The sequence below is a fragment of the Aeromicrobium sp. SP1 genome (genome assembly GCF_055663785.1).
Genome location: NZ_JBQVVK010000001.1, coordinates 1,310,206 through 1,328,050 on the forward strand (window position 1 = coordinate 1,310,206; position 17,845 = coordinate 1,328,050).

Annotated in this window: 13 protein-coding genes; 5 read left to right on the top strand and 8 right to left on the bottom strand. The window is 71.2% G+C overall.

The window, feature by feature from the left end; genetic code table 11:
- Positions 1–89 precede the first annotated feature (89 nt).
- Genes xylB through ACT26F_RS06465 form a run of 3 tightly spaced genes read left to right on the top strand, consistent with a single transcriptional unit; the run spans position 90 to position 3,793 of the window.
- The gene (gene xylB / locus ACT26F_RS06455; RefSeq protein WP_471669684.1) at positions 90–1,475 is read left to right on the top strand and encodes a xylulokinase; all 1,386 of its coding nucleotides are present in this window, start codon (positions 90–92) and stop codon (positions 1,473–1,475) included.
- Entirely contained in the window at positions 1,472–2,632 is a 1,161-nt protein-coding gene (gene xylA, locus ACT26F_RS06460; RefSeq protein WP_471669685.1) for a xylose isomerase, read from the top strand. The genes xylB and xylA overlap by 4 nt, the downstream gene beginning before the upstream one ends.
- The gene (locus ACT26F_RS06465; RefSeq protein WP_471669686.1) at positions 2,633–3,793 is read left to right on the top strand and encodes an ROK family transcriptional regulator; all 1,161 of its coding nucleotides are present in this window, start codon (positions 2,633–2,635) and stop codon (positions 3,791–3,793) included.
- Here the strand turns inward: ACT26F_RS06465 and ACT26F_RS06470 are convergent.
- The 8 genes from ACT26F_RS06470 to ACT26F_RS06505 form a co-directional block, all read right to left on the bottom strand.
- The gene (locus tag ACT26F_RS06470) at positions 3,786–5,021 is read right to left on the bottom strand and encodes an ROK family transcriptional regulator (RefSeq protein ID WP_471669687.1); all 1,236 of its coding nucleotides are present in this window, start codon (positions 5,019–5,021) and stop codon (positions 3,786–3,788) included. The two genes, ACT26F_RS06465 and ACT26F_RS06470, sit on opposite strands and share 8 nt — an antisense overlap.
- Positions 5,018–6,280 carry a sugar ABC transporter permease gene (locus tag ACT26F_RS06475; RefSeq protein WP_471669688.1) on the bottom strand — a complete coding sequence of 421 codons (1,263 nt, stop codon included), beginning with the start codon at positions 6,278–6,280 and terminating at the stop codon, positions 5,018–5,020. Before ACT26F_RS06475 ends, ACT26F_RS06470 begins: the two co-directional genes overlap by 4 nt.
- A 10-nt stretch (positions 6,281–6,290) precedes the next feature.
- Positions 6,291–7,070, bottom strand: coding sequence for an ATP-binding cassette domain-containing protein (locus tag ACT26F_RS06480; RefSeq protein ID WP_471669689.1), 780 nt, complete (start codon positions 7,068–7,070; stop codon positions 6,291–6,293).
- 85 nt (positions 7,071–7,155) lie between these two features.
- Positions 7,156–8,235, bottom strand: coding sequence for a sugar ABC transporter substrate-binding protein (locus ACT26F_RS06485; RefSeq protein ID WP_471669690.1), 1,080 nt, complete (start codon positions 8,233–8,235; stop codon positions 7,156–7,158).
- A 193-nt stretch (positions 8,236–8,428) separates the two neighbouring features.
- Positions 8,429–11,230: an aconitate hydratase gene (locus tag ACT26F_RS06490; RefSeq protein WP_471669691.1), complete on the bottom strand. Its 2,802-nt coding sequence runs from the start codon at positions 11,228–11,230 to the stop codon at positions 8,429–8,431.
- A 140-nt stretch (positions 11,231–11,370) separates the two neighbouring features.
- A complete protein-coding gene (locus tag ACT26F_RS06495) occupies positions 11,371–13,836 on the bottom strand; it encodes an SCO7613 C-terminal domain-containing membrane protein (RefSeq protein WP_471669692.1) in 2,466 nt (821 codons plus the stop codon).
- A 69-nt stretch (positions 13,837–13,905) separates the two neighbouring features.
- Positions 13,906–14,526: a response regulator gene (locus ACT26F_RS06500; RefSeq protein ID WP_471669693.1), complete on the bottom strand. Its 621-nt coding sequence runs from the start codon at positions 14,524–14,526 to the stop codon at positions 13,906–13,908.
- Entirely contained in the window at positions 14,523–15,770 is a 1,248-nt protein-coding gene (locus ACT26F_RS06505; RefSeq protein WP_471669694.1) for a sensor histidine kinase, read from the bottom strand. Before ACT26F_RS06505 ends, ACT26F_RS06500 begins: the two co-directional genes overlap by 4 nt.
- Before the next feature lie 155 nt (positions 15,771–15,925).
- On the opposite strand from ACT26F_RS06505, the gene ACT26F_RS06510 reads away from it, so the two are divergent.
- On the top strand, positions 15,926–17,026 hold the full coding sequence (locus tag ACT26F_RS06510; RefSeq protein WP_471669695.1) for an ABC transporter permease: 1,101 nt from the start codon (positions 15,926–15,928) through the stop codon (positions 17,024–17,026).
- Between the two features lie 16 nt (positions 17,027–17,042).
- A complete protein-coding gene (locus tag ACT26F_RS06515) occupies positions 17,043–17,747 on the top strand; it encodes an ABC transporter ATP-binding protein (RefSeq protein WP_471669696.1) in 705 nt (234 codons plus the stop codon).
- Positions 17,748–17,845: the final 98 nt, after the last annotated feature.

A 17,845-nucleotide genomic window follows, 5' to 3' on the forward strand; every position in this document is an offset into this window, starting at 1 on the left:
GTCTCCAGCCAACCACCGAGGGGTGCATTTCGGTCCGCGACGGCCCGGCGGGCTTGACTTAATTCACGAGTCGTATTAAACCTTGTGAGGTGGCTCACGTGATCGGCGTCGACAGTTCGACGCAGTCCTGCAAGGCGTTGCTCGTCGACGCCGACGACGGCACCATGGTGCAGGAGCGTCGGGCGGCTCACCCGGAGGGGACCGCGGTCGACCCCGGGGCGTGGCTCACGGCGGCGGACGCCTGCGTCGCGCCGCTGACGGACTCCGCCGCGGCCCTCGCGGTCGGCGGCCAGCAGCACGGGATGGTGGCCCTGGACGCCGACGGCGCTCCCGTCCACGACGCCCTGCTGTGGAACGACACGCGCTCCGCGCAGGCCGCCGCCGACCTCGTCCGCGAGATGGGCGGCCCTGCGGCGTGCGCCGAGCGGATCGGCAGCGTGCTGGTCGCCTCCTTCACGTCCACGAAGCTGCGATGGCTGCGCGACCACCAGCCCGAGGCCGCCGCGCGCGTGGCCTCGGTCCTGCTCCCCCATGACCACGTCTCGCGCCACCTCGCGGGCGGAGCGCCCGCCTTCACCGACCGGGGCGACGCCTCGGGAACGGGTTACTACGACGCCCGGGAGTCGGCGTGGTGCCCGGACCTGCTCGAGCAGGCCCTCGGCCATGCTGCCGCGGTCCCCGAGGTCGTCGCCCCCGGTGCCGTCGCGGCCGAGCACGACGGTCTCGTGTTCGCCGCGGGCACCGGCGACAACATGGCCGCGGCACTGGGCCTGGGCCTGGAGCCCGGCGACGTCGCCATCTCGATCGGCACGTCCGGCGTGGCCTCGGCGATCAGCAGCACGCCCGTCGCCGACCCGACGGGCCTCGTGACGGGCTTCGCCGACGCGACCGGCAACTTCCTGCCGATGGCCACGACGATCAACGCCGCCCGGATCCTCGACCTGCAGGCCCGCTGGCTCGGAGTCGACCTCGACGGACTGTCCGAGCTCGCGTTGCAGTCGACGCCGGGTGCCGGCGGCGTGACCCTGCTGCCGTACTACGGCGGCGAGCGGACCCCGAACCGGCCGGGCGCCACCGGGGTGTGGGCGGGACTCACCCCCGACACGACTCGCGCCGACCTGGCCCGCGCGGCGGTCGAGGCGCTGCTGTGCTCGCTCGCCGACGCCGTCGACGCGCTCACCGGCCTCACCGGCACCGCACCCCGACGTGTCCTGCTGATCGGCGGCGCGGCGCGCAGCAGTGCCGTGCGGTCGCTCGCCCCCGCCGTGCTCGGGCGACCCGTCCACCTGCCGCCGCCGGTCGAGTTCGTCGCCCTCGGCGCCGCCCGGCAGGCCGCGTGGGCCCTCGCCGGCACCCCCGCTCCCCCGGACTGGCCCCTGCCGGGCCTCGAGGTCCTCGAGGCCGATCCGACCCCCGACGTGCGCGACGCGTACGCCGCGCTCCGCGACTCCGCACCCATGAAAGGCAGCTCATGACCGACTACACCCCCACCCCCGAGGACAAGTTCTCGTTCGGGATCTGGACCGTCCAGTACCCCGGCCGTGACCCGTTCGGCGAGCCCACGCGCCCCGACATGGACCCCGTCCACGCGATCGAGAAGCTTGCCGAGCTCGGTGCGTACGGCGTCAACTTCCACGACAACGACGTGTTCCCTTTCGACAGCGACGACGCGGCCCGCGGCCAGATCCTCGACCGCTGGCGCAAGGGACTGGCCGAGACCGGCCTGGCCGTCACCACCGCGACGACGAACCTGTTCACCCACCCCATGTTCAAGGACGGCGCGTTCACGTCCAACGACCGCGAGGTCCGCCGCTACGCACTGCGCAAGGTGATGAGGAACCTCGACCTCGCCGCCGAGCTGGGCGCGAAGGTCTACGTGTGCTGGGGCGGCCGCGAGGGCGCCGAGAGCGGCGCCTCCAAGGACGTCGCCGCGGCACTCGACCGGTACCGCGAGGGCTTCAACGTCCTAGGCGAGTACGTCGCCGACAACGGGTACGACATCAAGTTCGCGATCGAGCCGAAGCCGAACGAGCCGCGCGGTGACATCCTGCTGCCGACGATCGGTCACGCCCTGGCGTTCATCCAGACCCTCGACCGGCCCGAGGGCGTCGGCGTGAACCCCGAGATCGGTCACGAGGAGATGGCCGGGCTCAACGCGGCGCACGGCTACGCGCAGGCCATGTGGCAGGGCAAGCTCTTCCACATCGACCTGAACGGCCAGAACGGCCCGCGCTACGACCAGGACCTGCGGTTCGGTGCGGGCAACGTCCGCGGTGCCTTCTGGGTCGTCGACACGCTGCTCGCGGGCGGCTACGACGGTCCGGTCCACTTCGACTTCAAGACGCCGCGCTCGGAGGACGAGGCCGGCGTGTGGGTCGCTGCCGAGGCGTGCATGCGCAATTACCTGATCCTGCGGGAGAAGGCGCAGGCGTTCCGCGCCGATCCCGAGGTCGTCGCCGCGCTCGAGGTCTCGGGCCTGCCCGAGCTGGCCACGCCGACGCTCGCCGAGGGTGAGACGTGGCGCGAGCTGCGCGAGTCGACCGGTCCGTCGCCCGACGAGCTGGCCGCGCGCGGCTGGGCCTTCGAGCGGCTCGACCAGCTGGCGCTCGAGCACCTCTACGGGGTCCGCTGAGTGACGCGCGCCCTGCCCACCGACACGACGGAGCTGCGCCGCCTCAACACCGCCCAGGTGTTGACGGCGCTCCGTCGTGACGGACCGTCGACCCGGACCGCGCTCGCGGAGCGGACAGGCCTCGCGAAGGCGACGGTCGGCTCGATCGTCGCCGACCTCGAGCAGCACGGCGCGGTCAGCGAGCACGGTCCGGTCGCCGGCGGGCGCGGCCGGCCGGGGCGCCCGATCGGCCTCACGGGACGCCCGGGCGCCGGAATCGGCCTGGAGGTGAACGTCGACTACCTCGCCGCCGTCGCGGTGGACGTCGCGGGCACGACGCTGGCCCGCGAGGTCGTGGCCGTCGACCCGGCCGACCCGCTCGCGGGCCTGGGCCCGCTGCTGGCCCGCACGCGCGAGGCCGTGGAGGACGCGGGGCTCACGATCCTCGGCACGGTGTGCGCCGTGCCCGGCACGGGCCTGGGTGGCACGCCGAACCTCGCCGCCGGGGCCGACGCGGTGGCCGCCCGACTCGCCGACCTCGCTCCCGGCCCGGTGGGTGCCGCGCTGGAGAACGACGCGAACTGCGCCGCCCTCGCCGAGGTGATGACCGGCGCGCTCGTGGGCGTGCGCGATGCGATCTACCTGACCGGCACGGTCGGGATCGGCGCGGGAGTCGTCCTCGACGGTCGGCTGCACCCGGGCGAGCGCGGCCTCGTCGGCGAGGTCGGTCACATGCCGATCGGCCGTCCCGACGTCACGTGCGGCTGCGGACGGCAGGGCTGCTGGGAGACGGCGGTCGGCCTGCGCGCCCTGCTCGACGACGTCGGCTGGCCCGACGACGACACGCCGGTCCGCCTCGCGGAGGCGATCGCTGGGCGGGTCGGGGATCCCGTCGTGGATCGTGCCCTCGACCGGCTCGTCGCCGACCTGGCGCGGGGCCTCGCGGTGCTCACGTCGGTCATGGACCCGTCCCGGATCGTCCTGGGCGGCTACTTCGCGGCGCTCGGGCCGGCGTGGGCCGAGCGCGTCGGCGACGCCGTCGCGGGGCTCCTCCCGGCCGGCCGGCCGGCCGTAGAGGTGCTCACGAGCGAACTGGGGTTGCACGCCGCCGCGCGAGGTGCGGCCGAGCATGCGCTCACGACGCTGTACGCGGGCGCGGTGGGGCTGGACGCCCTCAGCTGACGGCGACGACCGCGGTGCGCAGGTCGCCCGTCGTCGGCGCGTTGGTCAGCATGCCGACGGGATCGTCGAGCAGGGCACCGAAGGCGGCCTCGGCAGCGCCGATGAGCACGGAGTCCTTGCCGAGGCCGGGCAGGGCGATCCGCACCTCGGCGCGTGGCGCGGACAGCGCGCGCTGCTGCAGTTCGCGCTCGACCCGCGTGTCGACGAACCGGTAGAGCGAGTTGAGGTAGCCGCCGAGCACGACGAGCCGCGGGTTGAACAGGTTGACGATGCCGGCGATGCCCCGGCCGAGCTGCTCGCCCACGCGGTCGAGGCCCGGCGTGTCGTGGTCGAGTGAGTCGAGGAAGGCACCGAGGGTCGCGAGCTGCTCCGGCGGGCAGCCCACGGCGGCCCCGATCGCGGCCGCACCGACCTCGGTCTCCCAGCAGCCACGGGAGCCGCAGTGGCATTCACGGTCGCCGTCACCGAACGGCAGGTGACCGATCTCGCCCGCGAGCCCGGTCGCGCCCTTCGCGGCGAATCCGCCCGAGATGATGCCGGCACCGACGCCGACCTCACCGGAGAGGTACACGAGGTCGGAGACGCCGGCGCCCACGCCGCGGAGGCGCTCGGCCATCGCACCGTGGTCGGCGTCGTTGGCGATCACCGGATCGAAGGCGCCACCGAGCCGCTCGGCGAGCAGCGTCGCGAAGGGCACGTCCCGCCACCCGAGGTTGGGCGCGAGCCGCACCAGTCCGGAGCCGAGCTCGATCATGCCGGGCACGGCGATGCCGAGGCCGACCACCGGGTCGTGGGCCGGCACGTCGCGCGTGACGACCCGGACGAGGTCCAGGACGGCAGCCAGGGTCGAGTCCAGGTCATGGTCCGGAGCGGCCGGTCCGGTGGCGCGCGAGAGCACGACTCCCCCGAGTCCGACCCGCGCCACGACCAGCCCGTCGACCCGCACGTCCACCGCGAGGACGTACGGCTCGCGAGCGACGACGACGTCGACGGAGGGCCGCCCGGTCCCCCGCGGAGTCCGCGGGGTGACCTGACGTGCCAGCCCGAGCTCGTCCAGCTCGCCCACGAGACCGGCGATCGTGCTGCGGTTCAGGCCGAGCCGGCGCGTGAGATCTGCGCGCGACATGCGCCCCGAGCGGTGGAGGTGGGCCAACACCGTGCCGAGATTGTGCCGCCGCACGTCCTCCTGGTTCGCGCCCGACCCCCGGCGCGGGATGCGCTGAGTCACCCCAGGCCCGCTGCCGAACGCCGCCGCCTCGAGATCGCATCGACGCTGGCCGCGAGCAGCAGCACGCCGCCGGTGACGAGGAAGTTGATGTACGACGCCTGGTTGAGCAGGCCGAGACCGTTGGCGATCGTCGCGATCACGACACCGCCGATGACGGCGTCCTGCGCGCGACCCTTGCCGCCGAACAGGCTCGTGCCGCCGATCACGGCCGCGCCCACGCCGTAGAGCAGCGTGTTGCCGGCGCCCGACGAGGCCGAGACCTTGCCGACGTACGACGAGGCGATGATCCCGCTCAACGCCGCGAGGGACGAGCAGATCACGAACACCGAGACCCGGATGCGGTCGACGCGGATGCCTGCGCGGCGCGCGGCCTCGGCGTTGCCGCCGACGGCGTAGATGTGCCGGCCGTAGGCGGTCCGGCTGAGCACGAAGGTCAGCAGGATCAGCAGGACACCGATCAGCGGCAGCACGTAGGGCACGCCCTGGATCGGGAAGTTCGGGTTGACGCTGCGGTTGAGGTTCATCACGAACGTCACGCCGATGAGCACCACGGCGACGGCCACGATGCGCAGCACGACCACGCCGAGGGGCGAGTGGTGCAGGTTGAGGGCGACCTTCTGGCGATGCCGGTACAGCTCGATCCCCGCGAACGCGACCGAGAGGCCGATCGCGGCGATCCAACCCCACAGGACCGACATGTTGTTGATCGTGATGCCGCGGATCACCGAATCGGCGACGCGGACGGAGCCGCCCTCACCGATCAGCTTGAGCGTCACGCCCTGCAGCGCCAGGAAGAACGCGAGGGTCACGACGAACGACGGGATGCCGAGTTTCGCCACCAGCAGGCCGATCGCGAGGCCGATCAGCGCACCGACCGCGAGTCCGGCCAGGATCGCGAGCCACCACGACCAGCCGTGGTCCACGATCGCGAGGGCCGTCACACAGGCCGAGACACCGCCGGCGACACCGGCCGACAGGTCGATCTCGCCGAGCAGCAGGACGAACACGAGTCCCATCGCCAGCACGCAGATCGAACCGGCCTGCGTGATCAGGTTGGCCAGGTTGAGCGCGGAGAGGAAGCGCTCGTTGGCGAAGCTGAAGACGATGAACAGGACGACGAGTCCCAGGATCGCGGGCAGCGACCCCATGTCGCCGCCGCGCAGGCGCTGGACGTAGGCAGAGAACGCGTCGCCGACGGACTGCTCCGAACGGGTGTCCGCGGCGAAGTCGGAGTCGGCGAGCTTCATGTCTGAGGTCATGTCAGGTCCTTCACATCGACTGGGCGGCTTCGGCGGGAGCCAGACCGAGGTCGCCGGAGCGACCCGCGGTGATGAGCTCGACCACCTGGGTGTTGGTCACGTCGGAGGTCTTGACCTCCGCGGCCACCCGCCCGAGGTACAGGGCACAGATCCGGTCGGCGACCTCGAAGACGTCGACCATGTTGTGCGAGATCAGGACGACGCCGAGACCCTGGTCCGCGAGCCGGCGCACGAGGTCGAGCACCTGCCGCGTCTGGGCGACGCCGAGGGCGGCGGTCGGCTCGTCGAGCAGGACGACCTTGGAGTTCCAGAGCACCGACTTGGCGATCGCCACGGTCTGGCGCTGGCCACCGGAGAGGCTCGAGACGCTCTGCCGCACGGACTTCACGGTGCGGACCGAGAGCGAGGCCAGTGCCTCGCGGGCACGCTGCTCCATCGCCGGCTCGTCGAGCGAGCCACGGCGCTTGATCTCGCGGCCGAGGAACATGTTCTGGACGATGTCCAGGTTGTCGCACAGGGCCAGGTCCTGGTAGACGATCTCGATGCCGAGATCGGCGACGTCCTTGGGGCTGTGCACGGTGACCGGCTGGCCCTCGAAGTAGTACTCGCCGCTGTCGATCGGGTAGATGCCCGCGATCGCCTTGACGAGGGTGGACTTGCCGGCGCCGTTGTCACCGACGAGGGCCGTGACCTGTCCGGGGTAGACCTTGAAGTCGACATCGTGCAGCACGTGCACGACGCCAAAGCTCTTGTTGATTCCTCGCAGGTCGAGGATCGGGGTGTCGCTCATCGCGTGGCCTTCGTTCTGACGTGGGTGCGGAGACGGGACCGGTGGGTCCACGGGGACGTGCCCCGTGGACCCACCGCAGGGGGCATCAGGAGATGCCGGCCGCCGTGCACTTGTCGGCGAAGTCGCCAGCGCAGACGTCGTCCTTCGACTGACCGCCATCGGCGATGACGTCGCCGACGCTGTCCTTCGTGATGGACTTCGGCGTCAGCAGGACCGAGGGGACCTCGCGGCCGCTCTCGCTGTCCTTCGTCGTGCCGTTGGTCTCGGGCTCGTCACCCTTGACCAGTGCGATCGCGGCGTCGGCCAGCGCGCCGGCCTCTTCCTTGGCGGACTTGTAGACCGTCATGCACTGCGTGCCCGCGAGGATGTTCTGCAGACCCTCGACCGTCGCGTCCTGACCGGTGACGGGCACCTCGCCCGCGCGCCCGTTCTTCTGCAGGGTCGAGATGACCGAGCCGGCCAGACCGTCGTTGGCGGCCAGGACACCGTCGATCTTGCCGTCGGCAGCGGTGTACATCTGCTCGAAGATCGTCACGGCCTTGTCGTTGTCCCAGTCGGGAACGGCCTGCTCGCCGACCTTGGTGTAGGTGCTGATCTTGTCGAGCACGCTGTGCGCGCCCTGCGAGAACAGCGTGGCGTTGTTGTCCGTCGGCGAGCCGTTGAGGAACGCGATGTTCGCCTTCTTGTCACCGAGGCAGTCGGCCAGACCCTGACCCTGCAGCTCGCCGACCTTGACGTTGTCGAACGAGATGTAGGCGTCGGCGGTGCCGTTGAGCGTCAGGCGGTCGTAGTCGAGCGTCTTGACGCCCTGCTTGCCGGCCTTCTCCTGGATGGACGCGCCACTGTCGGAGTCGAGGTTGACGATCGCCAGCACCGTCACGCCGTCGGCGATCATGCTGTCGGCGATGGTCGCCATCTTGTCGGCGTCGCCCTCGGCGTTCTGGATCGAGTACTCCACACCGGCGTCCTTGAACGCCGCCTCGAGAGCCGGCCGGTCGGCCGACTCCCAGCGCACCGACGACTTCGTGTCGGGCAGGATCACACCGATCTTGCCCTTCGCGTCGCCGCTGTCGCCGTCATCCCCCGAATCGTCGCTGCCGCAAGCCGCCAGCGTCAGACTCGCGCCGAGCACCGCCGCGAGCATGAGATTGCGCGTCCGCTTCACACGAACCGCCTCCGTTCCTCCTCGTGCGCAGCCCGGAGTGAGCCACGTCACACGTTTGTTGTGCCAAACAACATATCCGGTGACGAGGCCCGAGTCCAGCGACACACGCACGAAACATTCGACGAGTCCCGAGAAATGCCGGACGGGGCCCGGACCGTGTGGTCCGGGCCCCGTCCGAGGGGTGCGTCGCGACTCAGTCGAGCAGCGAGCGCAGCACGTACGGCATGATGCCGCCGTTGCGGTAGTAGTTCGCCTCGCCCGGGGTGTCGATGCGGACGACGGCGTCGAACTCGACGTCGCCGGCCTTCACCTTGACCGTCTTGGGCGTGCGGCCCTCGTTGAGCTCGGTGACGCCGGTGACGCTGAACGTCTCCTCGCCGGTCAGGCCGAGCGACTCGGCGTTCTGGCCCTCGGGGAACTGCAGCGGCAGGACGCCCATGCCGATCAGGTTCGAGCGGTGGATGCGCTCGTACGACTCGGCGACGACGACCTTGACCCCCAGCAGCGCCGTTCCCTTGGCCGCCCAGTCGCGCGACGAGCCGGAGCCGTACTCCTTGCCCGCCAGCACGACGAGCGGGATGCCGGCCGCCTGGTAGTTCTGCGAGGCGTCGAACACCGTGGTGACCTCACCATCGGTGCTGAAGTCGCGCGTGAACCCGCCTTCGGTGCCCGGTGCGATCTGGTTGCGCAGGCGGATGTTGGCGAACGTGCCGCGGATCATGACCTCGTGGTTGCCGCGGCGCGAGCCGAGCGAGTTGAAGTCGCGCGGCTCCACGCCCTTCTCCATCAGGTACTTGCCGGCGGGGCTGTCCTTCTTGATCGCGCCGGCCGGGCTGATGTGGTCGGTCGTGACCGAGTCGCCCAGCTTGAGCAGCACGCGCGCGCCGTCGATGTCGGTGACCGGCGAGGGCTCGAGCGCCATGCCGTCGAAGTACGGCGCCTTGCGTGCGTAGGTCGAGTCCTCGTCCCACGCGAACGTGTCGCCGTCGGGGGTCGGCAGGTTCTGCCACCGCTCGTCACCGGCGAAGACGTCGGCGTACTCCTTGTCGAACGTGTCGGAGGTGATCGCGCTCTGGATCACGTCCTCGACCTCGGCGGGGCTGGGCCAGATGTCCTTCAGGTACACCGGGTTGCCGTCGGTGTCCGCACCCAGCGACTCGGTCGTGATGTCCATGTCCATCGTGCCGGCGATCGCGTACGCCACCACGAGCGGCGGGCTGGCCAGGTAGTTCATCTTGATGTCCGGGTTGATCCGGCCCTCGAAGTTGCGGTTGCCCGACAGCACCGAGACGACCGCGAGGTCCTTCTCGTTGACGGCTGCGCTGACCTCGGGGATCAGCGGGCCGGAGTTGCCGATGCAGGTCGTGCAGCCGTAGCCGACGAGGTTGAAGCCCAGCTTGTCCAGGTACGGGGTCAGCCCGGACCGGTCGTAGTAGTCCGAGACGACCTTCGACCCGGGCGCGAGCGTGGTCTTGACCCACGGCTTGCGGGTCAGGCCCTTCTCGACCGCCTTCTTGGCCAGCAGGGCCGCGCCGATCATCACCGACGGGTTGGACGTGTTCGTGCACGACGTGATCGCGGCGATCGTGACCGCGCCGTGGTCGAGCGTGAACGTCTGGCCGTCGACCGTGACCTCGACCGGGGCCGAGGGGCGGCCGCCGTCGGCGGGCACGCAGGACAGGTAGTCACGCGGCGGCTTGGTGCCGTCATCGTGCGAGGACGGTGCGTCCGAGGCCGGGAACGACTCCTCGACGGCCTCGTCGTAGTCCGCGCCGTTCTGCGGGTCGCCGTCCTCGACGTACGCCGCGAGGGCTCCGCGGAAGCCCTCCTTGGCGTGGGCCAGGACGACACGGTCCTGCGGACGCTTCGGGCCGGCGATCGACGGAACGATCGTCGACAGGTCCAGCTCGAGGTACTCCGAGTAGCGCGGCTCGTGGTCGGGGTCGTGCCACAGGCCCTGGGCCTTCGCGTAGGCCTCGACGAGCGCGATCTGCTCGGCGCTGCGGCCCGTGAGCTCGAGGTACTTCGTGGTCTCGCCGTCGAGCGGGAAGATCGCGACGGTGGAGCCGTACTCGGGGCTCATGTTGCCGATCGTGGCGCGGTTGGCCAGCGGCACGGCGCCGACGCCGGAGCCGTAGAACTCGACGAACTTGCCGACCACGCCGTGCTGGCGCAGCATCTCGGTGATCGTGAGCACGAGGTCGGTCGCGGTGGCGCCCTGCGGCAGCTCGCCGGAGAGCTTGAAGCCCACGACGCGCGGGATGAGCATGCTGATGGGCTGGCCGAGCATCGCGGCCTCGGCCTCGATGCCACCCACGCCCCAGCCGACGACGCCCAGGCCGTTGACCATCGTCGTGTGCGAGTCGGTGCCGACACAGGAGTCGGGGTACGCGACGACGGAGCCGTCGGCGTCCTTCGTGAAGACGACGCGCGCGAGGTGCTCGATGTTCACCTGGTGCACGATGCCGGTGCCCGGCGGGACGACCCGGAAGTTGTCGAAGGCGCCCTGGCCCCAGCGGAGGAACTTGTAGCGCTCGCCGTTGCGCTCGTACTCGATCTCGACGTTGCGCTCGAACGCCTCGGGCGTGCCGAAGACATCGGCGATGACGGAGTGGTCGATGACCATCTCGGCCGGCGCGAGCGGGTTGATCTTGTTCGGGTCGCCACCGAGGTCGACCATGGCCTCGCGCATCGTGGCGAGGTCGACGACGCACGGGACACCGGTGAAGTCCTGCATGATCACGCGGGCGGGCGTGAACTGGATCTCCTGGTCGGGCTCGGCCGACGGATCCCATCCGGCCAGCGCCTTGATGTCGTCGGCGGTGATGTCGGCACCGTCCTCGGTGCGCAGCAGCGCCTCGAGCAGGATCTTGAGGCTGAAGGGCAGCGTGGCGACGTCGAGTCCCTCGCCCTGCACCGCGTCCAGCCGGTAGTAGTCGTAGGAGTTCTCCCCCACCGCGAGAGTGTCCTTGGCCTGGAATGTGTCGACGCTCATGGCTTCTCCTTCGCTGGTACGTCCCATCCTGCCCGCATTCCGCGTCTCGCGGGCGATCAGGATGTCCTAACCCGTGAATTTATCTTGATGTCAAGATACACGATATCAAATGATCGCCGGGAGGCCAGTTCAGGTCACCCTCACCTGAGCGCGAGGATCCGCGCGACGACGGCCCTGCCCTCGGCGACGCGCTTCTCCCACGTCGTGCCGACGACGAGCAGCACGAGCCCGGCGACCGCGATGAGGATCCACCGCGGCGTCGCGGCCGCCGTGGGCCCCACGTTGACGAGGATCAGCACCGCGAGCACGACCGCTCCCCCGACCACCGGCGCGCCCCAGCGCAGGGCGACCCCGGCCGCGAGCACGGCGGCCGCCGTGAGACCGAGCAGCAGCGCCCGCAGTCCCGTCGGATCGGCGATCGCCTGGGGCAGGGACGGCAGCAGCGCCATCGTCAGTCCGGGGGTGAGCACCGCCCACGTGCGACTGGTCGGATCCGTCCGCAGCCGCCAGACGCCGGCGACCAGCAGCCCCACTGCGAATGGTGCGGTGTAGGCCTCCACCGTCGTGACGTCGCTCGCCGCGAGCCGGACGATCCACGCGGCCCCCACGAGGGCCAGACCCACCCAGCGGAACCACCGCCGGTCGTCGTCGAGCAGACCCACGAGGCCGGCGGCCACGGCGCCGATCGTCAGGATCAGGGCGACGGCCGGACCATTCTCGATCTCGGTCCCGACGGCGACGAGCAGGGCACCGGCCGCCGCCAGTTCGACGGCACCGCGGTGCCACGGCCACTCGTCGAGGGCCATCGCGACCAGCAGGACCGCCGCCGACAGACCCGCGATGCACGCGCCCAGCCAGCCCGGCCCGGGATCGGCGAGGTCGATCCACTCGGCAGCCGTGGCGATCGCGGCGGCGGCCGCCAGCCCCGTGCACACAGCCGAGATCTTCTCCCGCAGGCCGGCTCGGTCGGCCCCGACGAGCGCGCAGCCGGCGAAGCCCACGGTGGTCAGGCCCAGCACGAGGACCGTCACCGGCTCGTCCGGCGGGACGACGAGCGGGGCCAGTGCGACGAAGCCGATCGGCACGAACGCGAACCCGGCGTGGGCCGATCCGAGCAGGAAGGCGAGCGCGACCCCCACGAGCACGAGTGCCGTGGCGTGTACGAGGAACGGCAGCTCGGTCGCCGAGACCGCCGTGACGAGACCGAGCGCACCGACGACCAGCGCGAGCGGTCGCCCGAGCTGAGGCCAGTCGAGCCGCAGCGACGGCCACCGGCCGGCAGCCCACAGCACGACGTCGATGGCAGCAGCGACCACGAGCACGCGCCAGCCCTCGTGGAACGACGCATCGATGGGCCCGAGCCACCAGCCCCGCGGAGCGACGAACGAGGACGACGTGTCGATCCGCTCGAGATTCGTCGTCGCGACCGTCAGAAGCCACAGCGCCACGACTCCCCCGCCCGCCGCGGCGGCCCACCGCATGCCGGCCGACCACGCGTCGGCGCGGGTCGCGACGCAGGCGACCCCGGCCGTCAGCACCGCCAGCACGAGCACCGCGACGCTCTCGTGCGCCTCCAGTTCGAACGCCCAGCCGGACGCCGCGACGTACGCGAGGTACCCGAGGCCGGCCGTGGCGGCAGCCGCCGCAGGAGTCCTGAGCGCCGGCACCAGCTGGCCGGCGACGACCGCACCCACGATGAGGGTCAGCATCGGCGCAGCGTCCCCGAACGTCAACGTGGGCTCGTCGCTCCAGGCGTGCCCGACGGCGATTCCCACCAGCACGAGCAGGAACAGTCCCACGAGCGGCGCGGAGGTCAACAGCGCCCAGCGCAGCCGTCGGCGTGCCACGACAGCGACGACCGCCGCAGCCAGCGTCGCGCCCACGAGGGTCGACCAGAAGTAGCCGCCGGCGTCGAGCCACTCACCCACGCGCACCGCGAGCACCGGGGCACCGATCCACGGGGCTGCTCCGGCAGCCAGCTGAGGCGTCACGAGATCGTGGCCGAGCGGCCTCCGGGCCCAGCCGACGAGGAACGTCGACACCGCGACGATGACGACCGTCCACGTCGTCGTGACCCAGACGATGTCGTCACCCTCGATGCCGAACAGACCCTCGACGGCAGCGGCGAGGACGTCGACGGTCAGCAGGCCCAGGAAGACGGCCCACAGCGACTCGGCCGTGCCCCGCAGGCCCCGAAGCGTGGCCCATCGCGCACAGGCCCCGACGAGCGCCGTGACCAGGAGCAGGATCAGCGCGCGGCCGAGGATGCCCAGCGCACCCCACGCCACCGTCACGAAGATGATCCCGGCCACGACCAGACACGCCGCGCCGAGGCCGAGCAGGATCGACCCGGTGGACCACGAGTGGGACGGTCGGGCGACCGTCGAGGCGTCTGCGCGGGGCACGGCGCGGGGCGCCGTGGCCGTGATCGATTCCGCCGCCGGCCGGCGACGGCCCTGCGCGACGAGGCGGTCGGCCGTCAGGAACGTCCGCCACAGCTCGGCCGCCTCCGGGGTGGCCAGGTCGAATCCGCAGTGCGGGCAGACCGGCTCGCCCGCGATGCTTCCTCGGCAGTCGGGACAGGCGTGCGGATCTGCGTATCTCACGCGTGTGAGTTTCCTGTGCCGCTCACGTCGGGGCAAGCACCCCGACGCAATTCGACGCGGTACGTCCTGTCAGAACATGCCGCGTTCGCGGGCGATCGCGGCCGCTTCCGAGCGTGAACCGGTGCCGAGTTTGGTGTTGACGTGCGCCAGGTGGGACTTGACGGTGGCGACCGAGACGAACAACTCGCGGGCGATGGCCTCGTTGGACTTTCCGGCCGAGGCCAGGCGGAGGACCTCGAGCTCGCGGGCGCTGAGGCTCTCGGCGGGAGTGCGCATCCGGCCGAGGAGCCGGCGTTGCACCTCGGCGTCGAGGACGACCTCTCCGGCGGCAGCGGAGCGGATCGCGCGGGCCAGCTCCTCGGTGGGGGCGTCCTTGAGGAGGTAGCCCGTGGCTCCTGCCTCGATCGCGGTGAGGATGTCGGCGTCGGTCCCGTAGGTCGTCACGACGAGCACGGGGATGGCGTGGCGACGGACGATCACGCCGGTCGCGGTGGCGCCGGACATGTGTGTGTCGCCGAACCGCAGGTCGAGCAGGATGACGTCGGCCCGCCCGCCCTCGTCGAGCCAGGCCAGCAGGTCCTCGGCGGACGACGTCTCGTGGATGACGTGCATGTCGGGCTGGGTGTCGACCACCGTGCGCAAGCCGGCGCGGACCACCGGGTGGTCGTCGGCGAGGACGACGTCGATCATCGAGACTCCTCCATGACGTGGGTCGGCAGGGTCACGGCGAGCGCGGTCCCCCGCCCGGGAGCGGACTCGAGGGTGAACGACCCTCCGAGTGCCTGGATCCGTGCGCGGATCGCGGGGATCCCGAAGCCTCGCTCACCGGTCTGGCTGGTGACGGTCGCGGGGTCGAATCCCTTGCCGTCGTCGACGACGTCGAGGGTGACGGAGTCGGGCTCGTAGGAGAGCGTGACCCGGGCACGGGTCGCCTCGGCGTGCTCGCTCACGTTGGCGAGGGCCGACTGGGCGATGCGCAGCAGTGCGGTCTCGAGCGGCACCGGGAGCGGGACGGCTGGACCGTTGGTGTGGACCGAGACCGCGAGCGGGCGTGCGCTGCCGTCCTCGGTCTCGATGTAGGTGTTCGCGGTGCGGTCGGCGACGCGGTGGAGCGCATCGACGAGGGTCGTCCGATCAAGGTCGCCGGGGGTGAGGTCCTGGACGACTCGACGCGCCTCGCCGAGACCGGAGCGTGCCGCCTCGCGCGCCTGCCCGATCAGCGTCCGCGTCTGCTCGACATCGGTGCCGACGGAGGTCTCCGCGGTACGGAGCAGCAGCTCGATCGCGGAGAGCGACTGTGCCAGCGTGTCGTGGATGTCGCGGCCCAGGCGCGCCCGCTCCTCACTGACGGCGCGTTCGCGTTCTTCCCGGGCGAGGTGGCGACGCGCCTGGGTGAGCTCGTCCACCGTGCGCTGGCGGGTCTGGGACTCCCGGACGAATGCCTCGATCCCGAGCACCACCCCGATGGCGACCCCGGCTCCGAGCACCGGGCCCAGGACGAAGCCGGTCCACGGGCCATCGGTGCCGGCCTGGACGAGCAGCCCTTCGGCCACCGCGGCAACCGTGGTGGCCAGGACCGCGACGGGTCCCCGGCGTGGTCCCAGGACGTGCATCTGCAGGAGCATGAGCGGGAAGGCGAGCCACAGTGCCGCCGGGGAGATCCACAGGGTCACCGCCCACAGCACCGTGAGGACGGCGATCCAGGCGGTGTCGGGCCACCAGGCTCCTCTCGGGCTCTCGAGGGACCGTTCGTGCACCCGCACGGCCAGTCGTCCCCACGCGTACACCCCCGCGAACACGCTGACGCTCAGCGTGGCCGCCCACGTGGCACCCCGAGGCGCCTGCACCACCGCCACGACGATGAGGATCGCGAACAGCACGTCGAGCCCCAAGATCAGCCCCCGCGTGGGCGAGGGATGAGCACGCACGTTCACCTTGCCAATGTAGCCACGCCACGCCGGGGCACATCGTCCGAAGGAATGATGATTCGGGCCACCGTTCGACGGCGCAGGATCACTCCGGGTTCCGATGTTCACGCGGTCGCGGACGCGGATGCTGGAAGACGTCCAGCACACCGTGGAGGTCATTCGTGTTCGTCGCCCTGCGCGATCTCAATCATGCTCGTGGTCGCTTCGCCCTGATGTCGGTGGTGATCGTGCTGATCACTCTCCTGGTCACCATGATCGCCTCCCTCACCGCCGGCCTGGCGCGAGAATCGACGTCCGCGATCACGGATCTGCCCGCGGACCACATCGTCTTCGCCATGCCGTCGCAGGATGATGCGCCCGGGTTCACCGCGTCGTCGGTGACCGCCCCGCAGTGGAGGCAGTGGGCCCGCGTACCCGGCGTCGAGTCGGCCGAACCGCTCGGACTGGCCACCACCCGGGCGGCGGCGGACGGCGCGACCGCCTCGGTCACGGCACTCGGGGTGGGACGGGGTTCGGAGCTCGGGCCGTGGGAGGGCGGAGGTATCGAGCCCGGGACCGTCGTCCTGACCGCCGGCGCCGCGGACGTGCTCGGCGCCGACGCGGGCGACACCGTGGCGCTGGGTGACCGTGACCTCACGGTCGCAGCGATCTCAGACACCGACGAGTCGTACTCCCACACCCCGGTCGTCTGGACGACCCTGGACGACTGGCAGACGATCGGCGCGCGGGCGGCTCCCGGCGGAACGCACGACCCGGCCGCCACCGTGATCGCCCTGACCACCACGGGGAGCGATGACGATGCACTCGCGGCCGCTGATGACGCACTCGGCACGACGACCGTCACCACGTCGGATGCCCGGTCGGCCGTACCGTCCTTCGCCGGCGAGAACACCTCGTTGAGGACCATGCAGGCGTTCCTGCTCGTCATCTCCGCGCTCGTGGTCGGGGCGTTCTTCACGGTCTGGACCATCAGCCGCTCCGGCGACATCGCCGTCCTCAAGGCTCTCGGCGCCTCCACCGGGTACCTCGTACGGGACGCGCTCGGACAGGCGGCGCTCCTGCTGGTCGGCGGTGTCGCCGCCGGAACCGCGCTCGCCTTCGCCAGTGCCGCACTGCTGCCGGATGCGGTCCCGGTGACCCTCACCGTCTCGACGACCGTGGTCCCTGCTGCCGCGCTGGTCCTGCTCGGGCTGGTGGGCGCCGCGATCTCGGTGGCCCGCATCACCCGCATCGATCCCCATGCCGCCCTCGCCGCCCGCTGACCCAGAAGGAGCACCCATGAACCTGCAGCTGGAGAACGTCACTCTCGACTTTCCCGATGGCGACAGCACGCTCACCGCCGTGGACGACGTCACCCTGGCCGTCCCGGGCGGCACCACGACGGCCCTGCTCGGACCCTCGGGCGCGGGCAAGTCCAGTCTGCTGGCAGTGGCGGCCGGGTTGACCCGACCCACCCGTGGCTGCGTCCGGATCGGCGACGAGGTCGTGTTCACCCCCACCACGACGGTGGCGCAGGCCACCCGGATTCGGCGTGACCGCATCGGGATGGTGTTCCAGTCGCCCCAACTGCTCGGCTCGCTCACCGCCCTCGAGCAGCTCGAGCTCCACGCCCACCTGCGCGGTCGCAAGCCCGCCAGTGTGCGCGCAAGGGCCCTGGACCTGCTGGACGCCGTCGGCGTCGCCGACCAGCAGCGGAAGCGCCCGGCACAGTTGTCCGGCGGCCAGCGTCAACGGGTCGCGATCGCGCGTGCCCTGATCGGCGAACCCGAGATCCTCCTCGTCGACGAGCCGACCTCCGCGCTCGACCACGAGCGCGGAGCCCGCGTGGTCGAGCTGATCACCGACCTGGCCCACCACACCGGTGCGGCGACCCTCCTGGTCTCCCACGACGCCTCCACGCTGGACACCGTCGATGCCACCGTCCGGATGATCGATGCCCGGATCGAGGACGACCACCGCCTCGTCGCGCCCGGACCGCGCTGAATCGCGAGGACGAGGAGGACCGAAGCCGTGTGGCCATCTGGTTGGTCCCTTACGTCACCGGAGCCATTGGCGCGATGACGGACGGCTGAGCACGGTCG